Origin of the sequence: Synechococcus sp. R5-12 (assembly GCF_047502655.1) — a bacterium.
In the GTDB taxonomy this organism is placed as follows: Bacteria; Cyanobacteriota; Cyanobacteriia; order Thermostichales; family Thermostichaceae; genus Thermostichus.
In genome coordinates this window covers 1-19,119 of record NZ_JANSIM010000241.1, presented here as the reverse complement: position 1 = coordinate 19,119, position 19,119 = coordinate 1, and the positions used below count along the sequence as shown (strand labels likewise).

Here is a 19,119-nt window from a genome sequence, read left to right as displayed (position 1 = left end):
GGCACTAGATCCTAAGTCTAGCGCGTCTGCCGTTCCGCCACGTCCGCAAAACCTGCATGACCCAACTGGTTACCTGCGCCAGCATTCCAGTTGGAGCCCGCCCACCTATGCTAACCCAAGCCGGCTCTGGCTAACCCGGCAGCTGGGCAACAGCAACCTTCAGATCATCTGTGGCGTCCAGAACCACCCAACCTTGCCCCACCGCCCGCTTCCACAGCTCAAAGTGGAGGTGCGGCCCAGTTACCGCTCCGGTCGCCCCCACATAGCCGATGACGGATCCCCGCTCTACCACTTCCCCCGGTGTTACAGCAACTTCGGACATGTGGCCATAGCGAGTGCGCCGACCGCCGGCATGCTCCAGCACAACGGTGATCCCTAGACCCCCCAGGGATCCCGAAGTGACCACCTTGCCGCTTAAAGAGGCCAAGATCGGCGTGCCCATGCTGGCCCCCAAATCCACTCCAGCATGAAACTCCGGCTCTCCGCGGATGGGGTGAATTCGCATGCCAAATCCAGAAGTGATCGGCACCGGGTGAGGTAAGGGATAGAGCAGTCGTTCTTCACCTACGGCCAGTTCAGGCAACCTTGGCGTTTGCGGTTCAGGAGCTTGGGGCTGGCTGGGATCCTCAATGCGAATCTCTTGGCCGGGGGCGAGAATGATGCGGCGACCGGAGCTGCGTTCCATCAGCACCACCGGCACCCCACCTTCAGGCTGAGCATGGGGAACCAGGTCATGGTTCTTCTGGGGCTCAATCACGATCTCGCGGCCTACTACCGTCTCTGGGCGGGTTTCTGCCTCAAGGGTCGCAGGGCTGCCCTCTCCCAGGGGAATGGCTCCATCCAGCAGCAGGGCTGCTGCCCCAGGCGTGTCTAGGGCCGGTTCCACCACAGGCGGCGGGGGCAAAGGGGTTGGTTGGGTCTGGGCCAGCAGAGCAGTGGGATAAAACCAGAGCAGAGCCAGCCCTATCTTCAGCCAAAAGCGCAGCCGCCGAGCTTGGGGGGAGAAAAGGCGTGCCGCCATAACCCAAAGTTTCATCACCGAGTTCAACGCAGGCCACATGAGAAAAAACACTGGAAAAACTACGGGCTGCCGCCCGCCGGCATGTGATAGCTCAAGCGAACTTGGTCGGGTGTAAGCGTCCGGATGGATTGCTGCTGTTGCAGATGTCGCTCCCCTTGTGTTTGTACTCGCACCCTTCCATCCTCGGCAAGGCCCAAGATCGTGAGGCTAGTCCCCCTTTCGAGCCATTGGACTTGCGGCTTGACCATCCAGGCTTCGTACTCTGAGCGAACGGGGGCAAATCCCCCTTGCAACCAGACGTGGAATCCCTGCTCCATCCCCTGCAGAACCCAGCCGGCAATCTCGGTGCGGTCGAGTGAGCGGTGCAGAGGGGATCCCAAAATTTGGGCTAAGGTGATTGCCCCAACGGGAACGGGGTTGTTGACATTCACCCCCACACCGGCCACCAACCCCAGCAGTTGCCCGCTCCCCCCAAAGCGGCTTTGTACCAGGATCCCCCCCAGCTTGAGCAGAGAATCTGGGTGCTGCTCATCTACCACTACCAAATCGTTGGGCCATTTCAGCCGCAGCGGGATCCCAAGGTTTTGCCGTAAACGGCCCGCAATGCCCCAGCCCAAGGCCAGGGTCAGTTCCAGCAGCGAGTAATGCAAAGGCGGGGATCCCAGCCAAACGGACAGGTATAGTCCCCCCGGCTCCGAGTGCCACACCCGCCCATGTTGACCTTGCCCAGCCCGTTGGCGGGTGCTGACCAAAACTGTGCCCACTGGCAGCGGCTGTGGGAACCGACGGCCCCAGTCCAAGAGCAGCCGATTGGTGGAATCGGTCACCGCCACTTGCAGCAGATGGCGGCCCCACCGGCCCGTTCGGGATCCCAGCCGCGAGGGGGAAAGCATCTCTACCCGGGATTAGCTCAACACAATGTCTTCCGCCGGACGCTGGGCCAGCCGCTTGAGGTTTTGGTAGCGCAACATGTCCAGCAGATCATTGCCCGAGCGCCCCTCCAGACGGGCCTCCACATGCAGCGCCTGCCCTAGGGCCTCCACCGCCTGCAGCCGCGGGATCCCGCGCAACACCAGGCGATCCACCGCATAGGCGTCAGCAGCCAACAGACGACGGTCATTGGTTTGGTCGCGGCGCAACTGCCAGAGGGCCAAGCCACTCAAACCACCCGAAACGGTTGCTCCCACGGGATCCTGTTGTACGGCCTCGAAGATCAAGCTCAACCCCCCCAGAGCTGCTATGGCCAGGTAAAAGTCGATCTGCCGCGACACCGCCCGACTGTAGTAGCCCACCTTGTGCAGGAACAGCCCCGCCCGCTGCAGGGGGGTAAATTGCCGCCACTCGTAGGGCTTGATGAACAGCCGCATCTGCCGTTCCCAGGGCATTTGCCGACGGCCTTTGATCACCACCGTTTGCCGTTCCGAGGCGGGCAAGATCTTCACACTCTCCCGCATACTGGCTGGCAGCAGATCCAACAGGCGCTCAATCTCCGCCTGATCCAGAACGTAGTTTTCGTAGCCGTAGTATTCCGAGTTCATGCCGGGCCTGCTCCTCAGCTTAGTCCCATCGCCTGACGCATCTCTCGCACCGCCCGATCCAGCCCCACCAGCACCGCTCGACTGATAATGCTGTGGCCGATGTTCAGCTCCTCCATGCCAGGGATCCGCGCCACTGGGCCGACATTCCAGTAGGTAAGACCATGTCCCGCATTCACCCGCAAGCCCAGCTGAAGAGCCTGTTGGCTGGCCTTTTCCAGGTGGTCAAGTTCCACCTGCCGCTGAGCTGCGGATGAGGCTTCTGCATAGCGCCCCGTGTGGAGCTCCACCCAGCGGGCTCCCACTTGGGCAGCAGCGGCAATTTGGGTCGGATCTGGGTCGATAAACAAGCTGACGGGAATGCCGGATCCCTGCAGTTGGCCGACCACATCCCTGAGGCGCGACACCTGCCCCGCCACATCCAACCCACCTTCGGTGGTGATTTCCTCCCGCCGCTCGGGAACCAAAGTGACGTAGTCGGGCTTGACCTCCAGGGCAATCGCCACCATCTCCTCGGTGGCTGCCATCTCCAGGTTGAGGTGGGTGCGCACGGTTTGCCGCAGCAGCCGCACATCCCGATCTTGAATGTGACGGCGATCCTCGCGCAAGTGCACCGTAATGCCATCTGCCCCCGCCAGCTCGGCAATCACCGCTGCCGCTACCGGATCTGGCTCCACCGTGCGGCGTGCCTGTCGAAGGGTGGCAATGTGGTCGATGTTAACTCCAAGACTTAACAAGGCTTTACTGCTTTGGGTGTAGAGGAGAATACCCCTAGTATTACATTATTCAATTTACGCCGGTCAGAGAGCCAGGATGCCATGGGCCTCAGGCCGCGAGGGTGTAGGCTTTACTCTATGATCGAGTAGCGACGTCTCGCCTGTGCGGGATCCACTCCGGGCTTGCCATGACAGATCCAGATGCCTCTCTGGCGGTGGGACAACACTCCCTTGTTGACCGGGCGCGAGTGCCGGCCTTAATTGCCCAGTACTTGCCGGTGGAGATCTGCATTTACTACCAAGTCGTCCCCTTGGCCCTGGATACCGACAGCCTCATCTTGGGCATGGTGGATCCCCAGGATTTGGCGGCGTTGGACTATGTGAGCAAAATGCTGGCCTATTCCCAGATTTCCGTCCAGCCAATCCCTCTCACCGCTCAGCAGCAGCAGGATTTAATTGCCTACTACTTCAGCCATCCCCCCGACCCGGCAGAGGTGGAGCGGCTGCGCCTCCAGGCCCAAGCCAACCGGGTGACTCGGGAGGTTCCTGCTCCTGCGGCGGGGCCCCCCACGCAGTTGACTCCAACCCAGCCTCCGTCCGCCCGACCAACCGCTCCGCCCGTACCCGCCGACGAATCGGAAGAGACAGTGCAGCAGTTGCTCAACTCGATGCTGCGGCGGGCTTTGGATGAGAAAGCCGAGCAAATTTTCGTGGAGCCTCAAGAGGGGCCTTCTTGTCGAGTGCGCTACCGCCAGCAGGGGATTTTGCGGGATCTGTTCAAAGATCTCTCCGAGTCCATACGAGCGAAGTTGATCACCGCCATGAAGCGGATGATGGCGCTGGATCCGGAGTTGATCGGGGAGCCGCAGCAGGCAGAGGTGGAGCGGATGTACCGGGGGGAGCCACTGGTGTTGCAGTTGCGCATCATACCGCAGCGCTCCAAAAGTGGCCAGACTGCCGCCTCTAGAGAAGGGGCCATCTTGAGCATCCTGCGAGGGGAAGCTCTCCAGAAATATCAACAAGGCCAGAATAACCTCCGCGTCTCTGAGACCCTAGCTTTGGCCCAACAGACCTATCAACTGCTGCAACAATTGCAAAGTGCTCTCAGCAACACAGTTGACAAGCTTAAGCAGTACCCCAGTCCGCCGCGGAGCGACTGGCCCCTGATGACGGAGGTGTTGGCAGCTATTCAAGCCCAAGCCCAGATGATCGCCATCCACCAGCAGGACTGGGAAAAACTCAATTCCGGCAGTTGACCCCCCAAAACCAGCCCCGAGCAACATCCCTTCAACGGGATCCCTCCCGCAGCAGCACCAAAATCACTCCGGCAATGATGCTGATGGTGGCACCGGCAATCAGGCTGGTGGCCAGACGTTCTAACCGTTCCCCAATGGTTTGTGAGGTGTCGAACTTAAAAGCGAGCTTTTCGACATCACTGGAGAGCTTTTCGACATCACTGGAGAGCTTTTCAACCCGCTCTGAGAGCTTTTCGACATCGCCCGAGAGCTTTTCAACCCGCTCCGAGAGTTTTTCGCTATCCCCTGAGAGCCGATCGATCCGCCTCAAAACTTCCTCTTGTTGTTGGGTGAGACGAGCTATTGCTTGGCTATTGGCCTCGACCAGGCGCTCGACTCGCTCTAGGCGCTCTTCTGTTGAAATCGTCATAGGGGCTAACAGTCGCGAGTACGGTACACCAGAATACCCATCCTATGCTATTGCCGGCTGTTCGTCTCTCCGGCAGGGGTTTAATGGGAGGGCCTCCCATTCTGCTGCCCTGGATTGGGTGCGGTAATCTTGAGATCGTGAAGTCTTGTTCGTTAGCTTCCATGCCGTCAAAAGATCCAACTCCTCTGCCCAAGCCCCAGTCGCCATCAGGGGAAACCCCTGCCAGCTCGGGATCCCGCAGCTGGTGGCAGGCGCAACGGGAAAACCTTCTGACGGTGGTGCTGGCTCTGTTGCTGGCCTTCGGCATTCGCACCTTTGTGGCAGAGGCGCGTTGGATCCCCTCCGATTCGATGCTGCCCACTCTGGAAGAAGGGGATCGGCTGGTGGTGGAAAAGGTCAGCTACCGCTTTGGTTCGCCCAGACGAGGCGATATTATTGTTTTCAACCCTCCCGCCAAACTGAACTTCGACGGGGCCTACATCAAGCGGGTGATCGGCCTGCCGGGAGATCGCATTCGCATCGCCAACGGTGAGGTCATCATCAACGGGATCCCGCTGCGGGAAGACTACATCTATGCCCCCCCCGACTATTCTTGCCCTGGCGAGCGCTGTCCTGGAGTTCCCAATCAGGGATCCGAATTCGTGGTTCCTCCCCGCTCCTATTTTGTGATGGGGGATAACCGCAACGACAGCCAAGACTCCCATGTGTGGGGTTTCTTGCCGGAAGAAAACATCATCGGCAACACCATTTTTCGCTTTTGGCCCCCAAATCGCCTACACTTTTTCGCCCCGCCAGAATATCCTGAGCTTCTTCCAGAGGCCCAAGTGTTGGGCAACACAGCCCGGTAGAAAGCCAGCTTGACCCTGTCGGGACTGCTCAGTGCAGCCGCTCCAGCACATAGTCCACCATCTGAAACAAAGCACGACGCGCCGCAGAGTCCGGCAGGCTATACAGCGCTTCGGCAGCCCGCTGGGCGTAGTCGCGGGCCAACTGACGAGAGCGTGGGATCCCTTCGCTTTGATACACCCACTCCAGGGCCTGCTTCAGGTCTTGCGGGTTGGACAGCTCCCTGAGAATGAGCTCTCGCATCTGGGGAAATTCCTCTAGGGCAAACAGAACGGGTGCAGTGAGGTTGCCCTGGATGAGGTCGGATCCCACAGGCTTGCCAAGCGTCTCTGCCGAAGCGGTGAAATCCAGCAGATCGTCGACAATCTGAAAAGCAATGCCCAGATCCCGCCCAAAATCGAACAGGCGATCCGCCACTTCCTCGCTAACCCCGCTCAGCAGGCCAGCAGCCTTGGAACTGCCGGACATGAGTGAGGCCGTTTTGTAGAAGCTCTTGGCCAGGTAGTCTTCCATCGACACATCCGGGTCGAAGCGGGTGAGGCTCTGGCGCACCTCTCCCTCCGGCAAATCCATGATTACTTTGGAAAGGAGCTTCACTACCTCCAGGTTGTCCAGATTGGCCAAGTACCAAGCAGCTTGGCCGAAGAGGTAATCCCCCGCCAGCACGGCTATCCGATTGTCGAAGAGGGTATTCACCGTATCGATGCCCCGTCGCACGTCGGCAGCGTCGATGACATCGTCGTGAACCAAGCTGGCCGTGTGGATCATCTCAGTAATCTCTGCCAAGCGCCAATGCCGTGGGGTAATCTCTCCATCTGGGGTGGTGGCACGGGCAATGAGGAGCACGATGGCTGGCCGGATCCCTTTCCCTCCCGCCGAAAACAGATGTTCGGCAGCCATGGCCAGGATGGGGTGCTTGGCACTGACCAACCGCGTTAGGTTCTGGCGTAAACGCTCCAGATCCGCTTCTACAGGGCCAAAGGGGGAGAGCACAGAGGTCATGGAGCCAAAGTATGAGAGGTTTTACAAAATTTCACATCTTTTTCTATTGTAGAGTACCCCATCGTTCTCGGGGAAAACCAAGCGGTATCATGCAGGCAGTCCTTTGCCCTTTTTATGTCGGATCCCGTCCCCCCACTTCGATCTCATTCCGTTCCGCCGCTCCCTTCAGAACCCGATTGGGAGGAGGAGTGGGAGCTGGCGCTGGAAAAGCCGCCGCTGCCTGGGCGGGCCCAGCCTCACCATCATGATCCCCAGTCTCGGCGCAAGTTGACCAACCGCTTGGCTCGCATCGAAGGGCATGTGCGTGGGATCCGCTCCATGATCGAGCAGGATCAGCCCTGTCCAGATGTGCTGCTGCAAATTGCCGCCGTCAAGGGAGCGCTGGATCGGGTGGCGCGGCTGATTTTGGACGATCACATTCGCCACTGCATCCGCCATGCCATCGAGACCGGCAATATCGAAGTGGAGCTGGAGGAGTTGCAGCGGGCTCTGGATCGCTTTATCAGCTAAGTCTCGATGGCCAGATTTAACTTGATGAAAGTCTCCCCTTGCTTGGCTCAGGGGAACGCCAAACTGGGCTGTCAATATCTGCAGCGGGGGCTGGCCGTTGTGATGCTGCCTAGTACCCCAGGTCATTCAGAAGGTTGGGGGGAGGGCTGGGTATAGCGCTCCAGCAGAGATGCGCTTTTGAGTTGCCACTGCAGTCCCATGAAGGCCCAGTCGATAAACTCGTTGATCTCCTCAGCGCTGAACTGCATGGCTTTGCCGATCTCGAAAATTAGCTCCTCTTCTTTTTCCACCAGCTGGCTATTCACCACCGCCATTGCTGCCAAATCCCGCAGGATCAAGGCCCCTGCCGCATTGCGCATGGGCGGGATCCCGCTGATATCCAAAGGTGCACCTGCTTCATCGGCCAGATAGGTTTGGGCCAGTGGCGCTTCGATGCCTACCCCTTCTGCGATTTGCATGAAGAAAGAGGTTTCTTCTTCGTCCAACTGGCCATCTACTCGGGCCACCGCGATCAGGGCCTTGAGGTAGAGCTGGCGCTGCTCGTCTGTCAAATCGGCGTAGTTGATCATGGGAGTTGCTGCTGAGTGTAGGGTTTTCTCTTCAACTCTGCCATGAAGGTTGCCTTCCAAACCGGGGTCGGACATTTTCCAGTCAAGTTCCAGTCAAGCAGAAAATCGCTTAAAATAAAAAGCCTGTGTCTACCGGCCAAACGCCAAAGGCTCGGAGCGAGGCTCTGGAGCTTCAGCAGGCTTGGCGGGTCTAGGCGAACTCTTTTTTGGATTTTTTGGATCTTTACAGCTTGCGGAGCGTCCCCCAAGGAGTGGATACCCCATGGTCAAATTGCGGCTCAAGCGCTACGGAAAAAAGCGGCAACCCAGCTATCGCATCATCGCCATTGAAAGTAAAAGCCGCCGTGAAGCCCGTCCGCTAGAGGAACTGGGTTACTATAACCCGCGCACCAAGGAGACGGTTTTGCAAACGGCAGGCTTGCTGAAGTGGTTGCGTTGTGGCGCTCAGCCCACAGAGACCGTGGACAGTCTCCTCAAAAAGGCCGGCATCTACGAGATGTTGAAAGCAGGGGAAGGCGGAGTGGTTGCCTCGATTCGCATCCCGGCCATGGCCAAGCCTGAAGCTGGGATCCCTGAGGCGGCAGAAGAGGCCCCTGCAACAGAATCCGTGGCCGAGGCTGAGGTCGCCGATGTTCCCGAGTCTGAATTGAGCGAAGCTGCCACCGAGACAGCAGCGGCAGAATTAAGTCCTCCAGAAGCTGAAGTTGAAAAGCCTCAGGTTGAGGAAGCGGTTGAGGCCTAGGGTCGGCTAAGCTTGGCTTGGCCAGTTGTTCCCTCCTGTCGTCTAGCTCTCTATGCCAGACTACAAGGCTCTCGCCCATCTTTTGATCGAACCGCTGCTCAGCAGCGCCTCTCTTCAAATGGATGTGGAAACCACCTGTGGCGGGCGAAAGGTATGGCTGCGGCTGGCCTTTGACCCGAAGGATCGGGGGCGGGTATTCGGGCGGGGCGGGCGCACCCTGCAAGCGATTCGACAGGTGATGATGGCCGCAGCTCAGTTGGCGGGCCAATCTCTGTACATCGACATCTACGGAGAAGCGGGAGAGCGGGAATGAGCCAAATTCTCACCTTTCTGGGCAAGGGGGGCACAGGTCGGAGCACCTTGGCCGTGGCGGCGGCTCGCGCGGCAGCCCAACAGGGGCGGCGGGTGCTGTTGGTGGGCCATCAGGCGGGGCCGGGGTTGGAAATGCTCTTGGGCGGGATCCCGCTTTCCGGCGAGCCGGTGACCATTGCTGCCAACTTGAGCGTGGTGCAGTTGCGGACAACCCAGCTGCTGGAGCAGTTCTGGACGGCGGCCAAAGAGCTGGAAGCCCGATACGTGCGCACCCCCTTTTTCCGGGAGATCTACGGCCAGGAACTGGGGGTGTTGCCGGGCATGGATCAGGCCCTGGCCCTGGAAGCTCTGCGCCGTTACGATGCCAGCGGCCAATACGACTGCATTCTCTACGATGGGCCAGGGGATCTGACCACCTTGCGAGCTTTTGGGATCCCGGAGGTGGCCAGTTGGTACTGGCGGCGGGCTTCCAAGGCTTTTTTGGGATCCGACTTGGCCAAAACCCTGCGACCCTTTGCCGAGCCGTTGCTGCGTTCGGTGAGCACTGTGGAGTTTTCCTCTCTGGAGGATCTGCCGGAGCGGTTGGGGGGCATGACTAACCTCTTGGAGCAGGGACGACAGGCCATTGCCGATCCGCGCCGTGTGCTGGCCCACCTGGTGACCACCCCAGACCCGATGGCCGTGCAAACCGCCCGTTACCTTTGGGGGAGCGCTCAGATGGTAGGGCTGACGGTGGGTGGCCTCTGGGTCACCCCTCTGGCTCCGGGGGAGGTCTCGGCTGCCGATTTTTTCCCGCTGACAGTACGGACACTCCCCCTGCGTCAGGGATCCGATTGGTCGGCTTTGGAAGCAGCGGTGGGGGGGATGTTCGCTGTGCCGGATGTGCCGCCGCCCGTGGCCATCGACGAGGGAGCCCGTACAGTCAAGCTGTTTATTCCCGGCTTCAGCAAGGCCCAAATCGAGCTGAGCCAATCAGGCCCGGAGCTGACCATTACCGCCGGGGATCAGCGGCGCAATTTGTTCTTGCCCCCCAGCTTGGCAGGTCGGCAGGTGACTGGGGCCAAGTTTCAAGAACCCTTCCTGGTCATCAGCTTCGGCTAAAACGATCCCCAGTTGTTCCCCTCTGTTCGCGTTAGCGGTATGGAGTCCTTGGGAGAGAGCGATGTTGGCCAAACGGATCATTCCCTGTCTGGATGTGGCGGCAGGGCGGGTGGTGAAAGGGATCCAGTTTGTGCAATTGCGGGATGCCGGGGATCCGGTGGAGCTGGCCCAGGCTTACGATCAGGCAGGAGCCGATGAGCTGGTCTTTTTGGACATCACCGCCACCCACGAAGAGCGGGAGATCTTGCTGGAGGTGGTGCGGCGCACCGCAGAGCAGGTGTTCATTCCCCTCACGGTGGGAGGGGGGATCCGCGATCTGGAGGGGATCCGACAACTGCTGCGGGCCGGGGCGGACAAGGTCAGCCTCAACTCGGCAGCGGTTCGGGATCCTGATCTCGTGGCTCAAGCCAGCCGCTGGTTTGGATCCCAGTGCATTGTGGTGGCCATTGATGCTCGCGCCAAGCCGCAGGGAGGGGGATGGGAGGTATACGTGCGCGGGGGGCGGCAGCCGACGGGCCTGGACGCGGTGGAGTGGGCCAAAAGCGTGGCCGAGCGGGGGGCAGGGGAGATTTTGCTCACCAGCATGGACGCCGACGGCACCCAGGCCGGCTATGACCTGGAGCTAACCCGGCGGGTGGCCGAGGCGGTGTCGGTGCCGGTGATTGCCTCAGGAGGAGCAGGGGAGTGTGCTCATATCCGCCAAGCTCTGCAGGAGGGAGGGGCGGAAGCGGCTCTATTGGCCTCGCTGCTCCACTATGGCCGGCTGACGATTGCGCAGATCAAAGCCGACTTGGCCGCCCATGCCATTCCGGTGCGTTTCTAGCTTGGGGAGGGATCCGTGCAGGCTCAAGATCTGGCCGCTCTCCTGCCTGAGGTGTGCCGCCTGGCAGAAGCAGCAGGGCAGGCCATCTTGCCCTTCTATCGGCAAAAATCGCTGCCGATCCAACTCAAAGCAGATGCCTCCCCCCTAACTGAGGCGGATCTGGCTGCCCACCACCTGATCCTGCAGGGCCTGCAAGAGTTGACCCCAGGGATCCCGGTGCTCTCGGAAGAATCGGGCGGGATCCCTTACCCAGAGCGGCAACAGTGGGAGCGGTTTTGGCTGGTGGATCCCTTGGATGGCACCCGAGAGTTTATCGGGCGCAACGGCCAGTTTACGGTGAATATTGCTCTCATCGAGGAAGGGATCCCCATCCTGGGGGTCGTCCATGCCCCAGCTCTGGGCCTCACCTACGCGGCTGCGCAAAAGCTGGGGGCCTGCAAGAGGGAAAGGACTCCGTCCTGCGTTCACGAACAGCCCATCCGCACCTGCCCTTACGCCCAAGAACCCCTACAAGTGGTGGCCAGCCGTTCCCACAGCAACCCGGAGACGGAGCAGTTCCTCGAGCGGCTGCGGCAGCGCTGTGGCTCTCTGGAAGTGAAGTCTGTGGGCAGTGCCCTAAAGCTTTGCCTTGTGGCCGAAGGATCTGCCCATCTCTACCCTCGCTTCGGCCCCACCATGGAGTGGGATACTGCCGCTGCCCAGTGCATTGTGGAGCAGGCGGGGGGAAGGGTTACCGATCTGGCAGGGGATCCCTTGCGCTACAACAAGCCCGACCTGCACAACCCGCCCTTTGTAGCGGCTGCCGAAGGCATGGCCCAACTGTGGCAGAACCTGATCCCCTGAGCGAAGCCCCGGCTACATGCCCATCTCTGTGGGGTTAAAGCCATCCGGGAACTTGGTGTACTCGTCGTAAAGGGCACCGCGGAAATGGGTGTTGGTGATGATGGCTCCGCGCAGATCGGCCCCAATCCGCAGATCGGCTCGGTTCAGCTCGGCTTCGCTGAGGTCGGCCCTGAGCAATTTGGCCCGGTAGAGGTTGGCCCCCCGCAAATCTGCCTTCACCAACTTAGCCCCAATCAGGTTCACCCGTCGCAGCTTGGCTCCGCGCAGGTCGGCTCCCGAGAGATCTGCTCCCGACAAATCCGCCTCGCGCAAATCTGCCCCACTCAAGTCGGCATCCCGTAGGATAATGCCCTTCAAATTCGCGCCACTCAACTGCGCTCCGCTCAGGTTGGAGCCCGAAAAATCCCGTTGGCCAGACGCATAAGCCTGCAACAGTTGCTTGGCATCCAAGAGAGGCTTGATACTTGCTGTTGTCATCGCTGTTTGTTCTCTCACAAAACCGTAGGCAAACTAACCTCAGCCCTGCCGGAAGCAGGCTGTGACCCTTTCGCAGGTTGATTACCCTCTGGGGATCCCTGCCACTCGAGGTGGAACGCTTCACTGACAGACTTTGCCCTGCTGGTCGGCAGAAGGGCTGTCAGAGTTCTTGTTGGTTAGCTTACCACCCCCCGGCCCAAACTCAGCCCGGCAAGCCTTGAGAGTCGGAGGAGAGCGACATTCCGCCTGTTAGAGCTGGTCAATCTCCTTGCGCAAATTTTCCAACTCCAGATCGACCTCGCTCTCACTTGCGGTGGAAGGTTGGCCTGAGGACTTTGACCCTCCAGAGGGCAACTGACCCTGGATCGACGCCTTGAGCATCAGCAGCTCGTGATCTACATCCGAGCCACCCGCCTCCAAAGCGGCAAACTGGTTTTCCAAATTGTCCACCGCCAGCTCTGCCACTGCCGCCGACTGGGCCTCCAGGGAGTTCACCTTCTCCTCCATACGCTCAAAAGCAGCAAAGGCGCTTGTGGCGTCCACCCGCCCGATAACCTGATTGATTTGCTGGGAAGCCTTGGCGGCGCGGGCGCGAGCGATGAGCATGTCCTTTTTGGTCTTGGCCTCAGCGATCTTGCTCTCCAGCTTGGTCATGTTGGACTTCAGGATCTCCACCTGCTTAGTCTGCTCATCCAACTGCCGCTTCAGGCTTTGGGCAGTCTCGGCAAAAGTTTTCTTGCGCACCAGCGCTTCCCGAGCCAAAGCTTCGTTGTTGTTGCGCAGGGCCAACTCGGCGCGTCTTTGCCACTCATCAACACTCTGCTGTGCTTGCTCATACTGCCGCTCTATCCGCTTCTGGGCAGCAATGGCCTGGGCAACCGCTTGCCGCATCTGGTAGTGATCCTCAGACATGTCCTGAATGGTCTGGTTCAGGATTTTCTCCGGATCCTCGGCGCTGCTGACCAGCGCATTGATATTGGATCTAATGATTCGGCTGACCCGATCGAACAATCCCATCGGTTGCTTCCCCCTCTAGCGGTCTGACCTAATGCTACCCTTGCTGCTTTGATGCCTTCCAGTGCTTCTACTCCAGTATAGGGATCCATAGGGCTCCGCTGAAAAAAGCTGTAACGTTCTCTTGCCCCAATACCCTCCAGAGCCGATAATGCTTGCTTAACTTCGTTTGCTGACCGACAATCCCTGTTCTCTGATCGGGGCCATCCGCAGGTCGAAACGAAGTTGAGTTTGGCCGGTGTTGTTGGGAGTTCTCTGCCCCAGGTTCACGATTCAGGAGAGGGATCCGTGGCTCAGCGCCCGATTATTCTGGGTATTGTTGGCGATAGTGCTGCTGGGAAGACCACCCTTACCCGCGGCATTGCCCAAGTCTTGGGGGAAGAAAACGTTACTGTCATTTGCACCGACGACTACCACCGCTACGACCGCAAGCAACGCGCTGAACTGGGGATTACAGCCCTTCATCCCGACTGCAACTACCTGGATATCGTTCAGCAGCACCTGACGCTCCTGCGCACCGGCCAGCCGATCCTAAAGCCCGTCTATAACCACAGCACCGGCACCTTTGACCCTCCAGAGTACGTCAAGCCCAACAAATATGTCATCGTCGAAGGGCTGCTGGGCTACTTTACCCGTGGCATGCGGGATAGCTACGATGTCAAGGTTTATTTGGCTCCCCCAGAACATTTACGAGCCCTTTGGAAGATTAAGCGGGACACCCGCAAGCGCGGATATACCGAAGAGCAAGTGCGAGAAGAGCTCAAAAAGCGCGAACCCGACTCAGAGGCTTTTATTCGTCCACAGCGCCAATGGGCCGATGTAGTGGTCACCTTTTACCCGCCCCAAGAGGGATCCGACCAAGACGAGGTATTGCTGAATGCACGCTTGGTGCTGCGCCCCACCATTCCTCACCCAGATTTTTGGCAAATCCTCAATGCCCGCGACAATCACCTTAGCTCTGCCATTCGTTTGGATTTGGATCGGGATATGGGCAAGCCCGTCGATGTTTTGCAGATTGATGCCCATGCTACGGCCAGCCAAGTGATTGAGCTGGAGCGGATGCTCTGCAACGAAATCCCTTACCTGGGCAAGTTCTGTAGCTTAGAGGGAAACCCCAACATCGGCCAGTTGATCGGCACCACCGGCGAGCTGCTCCAGAGCTGTCCCCTGGCTTTGACTCAATTGCTGATCACCTACCACATGTTAAAAGCGGCCAACATCTACCAATAGAGTCCGTGGCGGCGAGGGATCCCCAGTTTCGCAAGACCTGCAGGGTAAGGCTCGGCCCAGCACGGTAACCCGCTCCCAGAGCAGAGTCTTGTGAGCTTCTGTCAAGGACATGGGCTGTGCTGGAATTGAACCAGCGGCTCCCACCGTGTCAAGGTGGTACTCTACCACTGAGTTAACAGCCCCTATGAGCGATGCTGCCGCGCATCTACCTGAAGGTCGGAAATCGATAATATCACATTTTGAACCCGTCCCATTGGGATTAGCCTGGGTGGAGAGTGGACAGGTGCCCTATTTCAAATCAAAAAGGGGATCCGGTCAGCAACTGGTAGTGCAACACCTGGGGTGGGCGAGCAAAGTAGGGCCCGATGAGGGCACGCCAGCGGACAAAGTTTTCCGATTGGCGAAAGTTGACCAGATGGGCCTCTAGGGATCCCCACTGAACGAGCAGTAGGTATTGCTGAGGGTGCTCCAGACAGCGCTGCAGTTGGTGCCCTTGGTAGCCGTCGGTCTGCTGCAAATAGATGAAAGCTTGAGCGATGGCGGCTTCAAAGGCGTCTTCAGAGCCGGGGGTAATTTCAAACTGAGCCACCTCAAGGATGGAGGAAGCAGTCATGGGTTAGGTATGCAGGCCGCATTCGGTTTTGCTTGTGCCCTTCCAGCGTCCAGAGCGGGGATCCGCCCCTGGCTCAACAGGCGCAGTGCAGTGGAGGCAGCCGATACTGGGGTAGTGGCGATCGTGCAGGGGGTTGTAAGGGATCCCGTGGTCAAGGATGTATTTCCAAACTTGGCCATTTGTCCAGTCAGCCAGCGGGTTGAGTTTGAGGCGGTTGCGCTTGCCGTCCCACTGCACCTTGCCGATATCGGCGCGGGTGGGGGATTGTTCCCGACGCATCCCTGTAATCCAAGTGGTGCAACCGGCCAGAGCACGATTCAAGGGCTCCACCTTGCGGATGTTGCAGCAGAGGTCGGGGTTAGAGCGATACAGTTCTGGCCCGTATTGAGCTGCCTGCTCTTCCGGGGTAAGCAAGGGCTTGAAGATCTCCAGTTGTAGGTGGGGATAGCGGGCCAACACCTGTTCCCGCAGTTGTAGGGTTTCCGGGAAGTGAAAATCGGTGTCCAGAAAAAAGGCGCGGACATGGGGGTTAATCGCCGTGAGCAGATCGATCAGCACCAGGTCTTCCGGGCCAAAGCTACAGGCCAGCACCAGCCCATCTCCAAATTCTTCAACCGCCCAGGTGAGCAGGTCTCTTGCCGACAAAGGCTCAAACCGTTCGCTCAGGGACGCCACTTGAGGTTGATACTGCTCCCGCAGCGCTTGAGCCGCCAGCTCCCAGCGGCTAGAAGGAGAAAGGCTTGCTGTCATAGGGGGAAGACACCGAACTCGACGATTTTTGCTTTTTTTAATCTACACTAATTCGGTCAAGCTTTAGGGGTTTTGATTACCAGGCGGCAGCGGGCAGAGGGAGAGAGCGGGATCCCTTGGCCCGGAGAGGGATTTGTCCCCAGCGATCCCGTCGGATCCCCATCACCAAGCCGTGCCAGAGGGGGCTGGGATCCAACTCCGGCAACTTAACCCAGTGGTAGCGCAACACCCCTCGCCGTGGGTTCACGTCCAGCTCAAACACCCGCAGAGCCGAAACCGGCCCCACCAGAGGAGGTGCTGTCAGGTAGGGGATCCCATCGCGGACATACACCTTCGGCACATGCAGGTGGCCACTCAGCACCGCCACCACCCGTCCGTGACGGGCCAAGAGAGCGTGTAGCGCCGAGGCTGGTTCGCTGAGGAGCCGGTACTTGCGAAACAAAACCGCGTCCATTTGGGTGGGAGCAATGAAGGGCGGCTGATGGATCAGCAGGATCAGCCATTCTTCCGGCACCATTTGCAGATGTTCGCCCAGCCAGTGCAGTTGGGAGGGGCGGAGCACGCCCTGAGGCAAAGGGAAGCGTCCCAGGCTGGCGTCGAGGGCAATCAAGCGGATCCCGGGCAGAGGGGAAAGGCTGTAATCGACGTAACCGGTGGGAGCCGGGGACAGGGGAAATTGGCTTTGGCACCAACGGATAAACTGATCCCGGTTGAAGCGTCCCTTTCTCCTCAGGGTGTCGATATCGTGGTTGCCCAGGCTGAGGTAATAGGGCACCCGCAGTTGGGCAACAATCTCCTGGAAAGATTGAAAGCTCTCCGGATCCGCTTGATCCACCAAATCCCCGGTAAACACCACGAAGTGCAGATCGGGCACCTGGTTGAGATGGGCAACGGCGGCTTCCAACTGGCGGCGGGGGGAATCGGACATCCACCAACAGCGGCACCCCGTCTCGGGCATCAGGTGGACATCTGAGACTTGAGCAAAGCAAATGCGTTGGGTTGCCATTGTTTAGGTACTTATTCACACCTCACGCCCGCATCATAGTCAATGATGGGCTGGGGGGCTATGGGATTCTCTTAACCTCAGCCGGATCTGGCGAGCACCTATTGGGAACTGAGGACAGGTAGGGCTATGAAAGGGGCGCGCAGACTGGTCAAATTGGTCTGAGAGGGTTTCCCAGGCTGTCACCCCCAACTTCTCTCCCAGCAGGAGAGATTGAATGGATCGATGAGTAGCAAAGCGGTCTGTATCCTTTGCTCCATCCCATACTTCCCGGCTCTGGAAAACTGACGGATACAGTGCTTCAACACCGACCACATCCCCTCAATCCGATTCAACTCTGGTGTATACACAGGCAAGGGAGATTGGGTCGCCAAAATCCGGTTTACCCCCTTGCCCATCAAGCCGTGGGATCCAACCGCATCAACACCTGCCCAAACTCCACCGATTGCCCATTGCTCACCAAAATCTCGGTCACCACGCCTGCCGCTTCGGCCTCGATCTCGTTCATCAGCTTCATGGCCTCGATGATGCACAGGGTTTGGCCCTTGTTCACCCGTTGGCCAACCCGCACAAAGTCAGGTTCACCTGGAGCTGGGGCGCTGTAGAAAGTGCCCACCATTGGTGACGTCACGTCTATCCAATGGCTGGGGGTGGATTTGGGAGCAGTGGGAGGAGGGGGCGCTTCTGCAGGAGCAGGAGGAGGCGCAGAGGAGACAATAACCGGACTGGCGGGGGTGGAGGAGAGCTCAGTCGGGATCCCTTTGCGCAAGGTGAGGCGAAAATCTTTGAACTCCAGAGTTAGCTCGGTAACATCGCTCTCTTGCAGAGCGGCCAGGAGAAGACGAATTTCCTGCCAATTGACAACATCCAAGGGAAGGTTCACTCCTGATGCATCACCTGTCCACAACAGAAATCCATAACCGAAAAGGAGAGGGAGAACTCACTCCCGGCCCAGATAGGTGTCGGTGCGGGTATCGACCCGAATCCGTTCTCCAACCTTGATGAACAAAGGCACCTGGATCTCAGCACCGGTCTCCAGCTTGGCCGGCTTGGTTCCCCCAGTGGCGGTATCTCCTTTCACCCCTGGATCTGTTTCCACCACTTCCAGAACAACGGTGTTGGGCAGCTCCACATCGATCACCTGCCCATTCCAGCGCAAGATTGACACTTGCATGTTTTCTTTCAGATATTTCACGGCGGAGCCAATTTGGGCGGCGGTAATTGGAGCCTGCTCATAGGTCTCCATGTCCATAAACACCAAGTTGTTCCCTTCCGCGTAGAGATACTGCATCTCGACTTTTTCGATGGTGGCTGCGGGCAGGGTTTCACCGGCGCGGAAGGTTTTCTCCACAACGTTGCCAGTCTGCATGTTTTTGAGCTTAGTGCGCACAAAGGCTGCCCCCTTGCCGGGTTTCACATGCAGGAACTCGATCACCTTGTAGGGAGCTCCGTCAATTTCTACAGAGACGCCAGGGCGCAAATCGTTGCTTGAGATCATGTCAGCAGAGGGATCCGTTGCTTAGACTTCCCAATCTTACCGTGACGATGGGGCACTCCGTTCGCGCTGGGGAGGCGGAGTCCGATTCAGCCCTCTGAGATCAATCGGGGGCTGGCGACCGTAAAGGGGCAACACCTCCTGCCACTGAGGGCGCAACCCGGCCCGAAAATCGGCGCGGGCCAATTCTGCCAACGCCACCACAGGTGCAGGATCCACAAAATCGGCGGCATTCACGGATAGAGCTTGCGGCCACTGTCGGAGAGTTGCCTGCCAAGCCTCTTCCTCCCAGAGCCGATCGGCCACTTCTGCAGCGACACCCTCTTCTGTCACCCGATACACGCCGCCATACCACTCTTCTCGTTTGGCGTCCATCTGCACCGCCACCGTCAAGGGCTGGGGCGGGGATCCCTGCTCCTGCCACACCTGGCGGGCGAGGACGGCCAAAGCCGAGTAGCCAAACACGGGAATGCCCAGTTGCTGGCCCAGCAGACGGGCCACGCTCACCCCCAAACGGCTGCCCGTAAAGCTGCCCGGCCCCAAAGCTACAGCGATCCCAGCTATCTGCGACCAAGCTTGACCGGCCAAGAAGACTTTCAAGCAGGGGTGCAACTGCGCTGCCATCTCCCGATCCAGCCACCAGCTCTGACTGCGGGTTTCTCCCAACCCTGGCTCCAACGGCAGCAGGGCCAGGCCCAAAACGGGCGTGGTGGTGTGGATCCCTAAAATCCAGCGGACAAGCGACATGGCCTCTCTCAGGATCAAAAAAGGTGGTTGACGAAACTTAACGGATGTTTTAAGCTTAGGCTGTCAATCTTCGCGCTTCCTTAGGGAAGTTTGTCCTCATGACTA

The 19,119-nt window shown here is 59.0% G+C and carries 24 protein-coding genes and 1 tRNA gene; 9 read left to right on the top strand and 16 right to left on the bottom strand.

The features are described from left to right. Positions 1-130: 130 nt before the first annotated feature. The 4 genes from NW843_RS12370 to NW843_RS12355 are packed head-to-tail and all read right to left on the bottom strand — an operon-like array spanning position 131 to position 3,293. On the bottom strand, positions 131-1,036 hold the full coding sequence (locus NW843_RS12370; protein WP_414523086.1) for a M23 family metallopeptidase: 906 nt from the start codon (positions 1,034-1,036) through the stop codon (positions 131-133). Positions 1,037-1,080: 44 nt separating this feature from the next. After that, positions 1,081-1,914, bottom strand: coding sequence for a biotin--[acetyl-CoA-carboxylase] ligase (locus tag NW843_RS12365; protein WP_414523085.1), 834 nt, complete (start codon positions 1,912-1,914; stop codon positions 1,081-1,083). A gap of 12 nt (positions 1,915-1,926) precedes the next feature. After that, on the bottom strand, positions 1,927-2,559 hold the full coding sequence (locus NW843_RS12360) for a DUF3318 domain-containing protein (protein ID WP_011432111.1): 633 nt from the start codon (positions 2,557-2,559) through the stop codon (positions 1,927-1,929). A gap of 14 nt (positions 2,560-2,573) precedes the next feature. Beyond that, positions 2,574-3,293, bottom strand: a complete 720-nt coding sequence (locus NW843_RS12355) for a pyridoxine 5'-phosphate synthase (RefSeq protein ID WP_011432110.1) — start codon at positions 3,291-3,293, stop codon at positions 2,574-2,576. Positions 3,294-3,460: 167 nt separating this feature from the next. On the opposite strand from NW843_RS12355, the gene NW843_RS12350 reads away from it, so the two are divergent. Further along, positions 3,461-4,528 carry a hypothetical protein gene (locus NW843_RS12350; protein ID WP_414523084.1) on the top strand — a complete coding sequence of 356 codons (1,068 nt, stop codon included), beginning with the start codon at positions 3,461-3,463 and terminating at the stop codon, positions 4,526-4,528. 31 nt (positions 4,529-4,559) lie between these two features. Here NW843_RS12350 and NW843_RS12345 read toward each other — a convergent pair whose 3' ends face one another. Continuing rightward, complete coding sequence (locus tag NW843_RS12345) at positions 4,560-4,937, bottom strand: hypothetical protein (protein WP_414523083.1); 378 nt, start codon at positions 4,935-4,937, stop codon at positions 4,560-4,562. A 161-nt stretch (positions 4,938-5,098) separates the two neighbouring features. On the opposite strand from NW843_RS12345, the gene lepB reads away from it, so the two are divergent. Continuing rightward, on the top strand, positions 5,099-5,785 hold the full coding sequence (gene lepB, locus NW843_RS12340; RefSeq protein WP_041436160.1) for a signal peptidase I: 687 nt from the start codon (positions 5,099-5,101) through the stop codon (positions 5,783-5,785). Between the two features lie 28 nt (positions 5,786-5,813). Here the strand turns inward: lepB and sds are convergent, their stop codons facing one another. Further along, positions 5,814-6,785, bottom strand: a complete 972-nt coding sequence (gene sds / locus NW843_RS12335; RefSeq protein ID WP_041436149.1) for a solanesyl diphosphate synthase — start codon at positions 6,783-6,785, stop codon at positions 5,814-5,816. 114 nt (positions 6,786-6,899) lie between these two features. On the opposite strand from sds, the gene NW843_RS12330 reads away from it, so the two are divergent. Further along, positions 6,900-7,295, top strand: coding sequence for a metal-sensing transcriptional repressor (locus tag NW843_RS12330; protein ID WP_414383716.1), 396 nt, complete (start codon positions 6,900-6,902; stop codon positions 7,293-7,295). A 122-nt stretch (positions 7,296-7,417) separates the two neighbouring features. Here the strand turns inward: NW843_RS12330 and NW843_RS12325 are convergent, their stop codons facing one another. Next, on the bottom strand, positions 7,418-7,864 hold the full coding sequence (locus NW843_RS12325; protein ID WP_414350341.1) for a TerB family tellurite resistance protein: 447 nt from the start codon (positions 7,862-7,864) through the stop codon (positions 7,418-7,420). 262 nt (positions 7,865-8,126) lie between these two features. Between NW843_RS12325 and rpsP the strand changes: the two genes are divergently transcribed. The 5 genes from rpsP (at position 8,127) to cysQ (ending at position 11,685) form a co-directional block, all read left to right on the top strand. Then, positions 8,127-8,606: a 30S ribosomal protein S16 gene (gene rpsP, locus NW843_RS12320; RefSeq protein ID WP_011432103.1), complete on the top strand. Its 480-nt coding sequence runs from the start codon at positions 8,127-8,129 to the stop codon at positions 8,604-8,606. A 52-nt stretch (positions 8,607-8,658) separates the two neighbouring features. Next, positions 8,659-8,919: a KH domain-containing protein gene (locus NW843_RS12315; protein ID WP_414341712.1), complete on the top strand. Its 261-nt coding sequence runs from the start codon at positions 8,659-8,661 to the stop codon at positions 8,917-8,919. Next, on the top strand, positions 8,916-10,019 hold the full coding sequence (locus NW843_RS12310) for an ArsA family ATPase (protein WP_414341714.1): 1,104 nt from the start codon (positions 8,916-8,918) through the stop codon (positions 10,017-10,019). The genes NW843_RS12315 and NW843_RS12310 overlap by 4 nt, the downstream gene beginning before the upstream one ends. A gap of 61 nt (positions 10,020-10,080) precedes the next feature. Further along, positions 10,081-10,842 (top strand): imidazole glycerol phosphate synthase subunit HisF, encoded by a 762-nt coding sequence (gene hisF, locus NW843_RS12305; protein ID WP_414523082.1) that lies wholly within the window; start codon positions 10,081-10,083, stop codon positions 10,840-10,842. Positions 10,843-10,857: 15 nt separating this feature from the next. Beyond that, positions 10,858-11,685: a 3'(2'),5'-bisphosphate nucleotidase CysQ gene (cysQ, locus tag NW843_RS12300; protein WP_414416973.1), complete on the top strand. Its 828-nt coding sequence runs from the start codon at positions 10,858-10,860 to the stop codon at positions 11,683-11,685. A 12-nt stretch (positions 11,686-11,697) separates the two neighbouring features. On the opposite strand, the gene NW843_RS12295 is transcribed toward cysQ, so the two are convergent. Together NW843_RS12295 and NW843_RS12290 are read right to left on the bottom strand one after the other, a co-directional pair. Beyond that, positions 11,698-12,162, bottom strand: a complete 465-nt coding sequence (locus tag NW843_RS12295; RefSeq protein WP_011432098.1) for a pentapeptide repeat-containing protein — start codon at positions 12,160-12,162, stop codon at positions 11,698-11,700. A gap of 249 nt (positions 12,163-12,411) precedes the next feature. Beyond that, the gene (locus tag NW843_RS12290; RefSeq protein ID WP_011432097.1) at positions 12,412-13,179 is read right to left on the bottom strand and encodes a PspA/IM30 family protein; all 768 of its coding nucleotides are present in this window, start codon (positions 13,177-13,179) and stop codon (positions 12,412-12,414) included. Positions 13,180-13,464: 285 nt separating this feature from the next. On the opposite strand from NW843_RS12290, the gene NW843_RS12285 reads away from it, so the two are divergent. Then, positions 13,465-14,406: a phosphoribulokinase gene (locus NW843_RS12285; protein WP_414358370.1), complete on the top strand. Its 942-nt coding sequence runs from the start codon at positions 13,465-13,467 to the stop codon at positions 14,404-14,406. A 110-nt stretch (positions 14,407-14,516) separates the two neighbouring features. Here NW843_RS12285 and NW843_RS12280 read toward each other — a convergent pair. The 7 genes from NW843_RS12280 to tsaB all read right to left on the bottom strand — a co-directional run bounded on the left by NW843_RS12280 (position 14,517) and on the right by tsaB (position 19,014). Then, positions 14,517-14,588 (bottom strand) — tRNA-Val (locus NW843_RS12280). Between the two features lie 116 nt (positions 14,589-14,704). Further along, positions 14,705-15,019, bottom strand: coding sequence for an antibiotic biosynthesis monooxygenase family protein (locus NW843_RS12275; protein WP_414523081.1), 315 nt, complete (start codon positions 15,017-15,019; stop codon positions 14,705-14,707). 3 nt (positions 15,020-15,022) lie between these two features. Next, positions 15,023-15,769, bottom strand: a complete 747-nt coding sequence (locus NW843_RS12270) for a phosphoadenylyl-sulfate reductase (RefSeq protein ID WP_414523080.1) — start codon at positions 15,767-15,769, stop codon at positions 15,023-15,025. A gap of 76 nt (positions 15,770-15,845) precedes the next feature. Next, positions 15,846-16,775: a metallophosphoesterase family protein gene (locus NW843_RS12265; protein WP_414523079.1), complete on the bottom strand. Its 930-nt coding sequence runs from the start codon at positions 16,773-16,775 to the stop codon at positions 15,846-15,848. A gap of 394 nt (positions 16,776-17,169) precedes the next feature. After that, positions 17,170-17,643 carry an acetyl-CoA carboxylase biotin carboxyl carrier protein gene (gene accB / locus NW843_RS12260; protein WP_011432092.1) on the bottom strand — a complete coding sequence of 158 codons (474 nt, stop codon included), beginning with the start codon at positions 17,641-17,643 and terminating at the stop codon, positions 17,170-17,172. A gap of 69 nt (positions 17,644-17,712) precedes the next feature. Next, positions 17,713-18,270: an elongation factor P gene (gene efp, locus NW843_RS12255; RefSeq protein ID WP_011432091.1), complete on the bottom strand. Its 558-nt coding sequence runs from the start codon at positions 18,268-18,270 to the stop codon at positions 17,713-17,715. Between the two features lie 36 nt (positions 18,271-18,306). After that, complete coding sequence (gene tsaB / locus NW843_RS12250; protein ID WP_414383701.1) at positions 18,307-19,014, bottom strand: tRNA (adenosine(37)-N6)-threonylcarbamoyltransferase complex dimerization subunit type 1 TsaB; 708 nt, start codon at positions 19,012-19,014, stop codon at positions 18,307-18,309. Between the last annotated feature and the right edge of the window lie 105 nt (positions 19,015-19,119).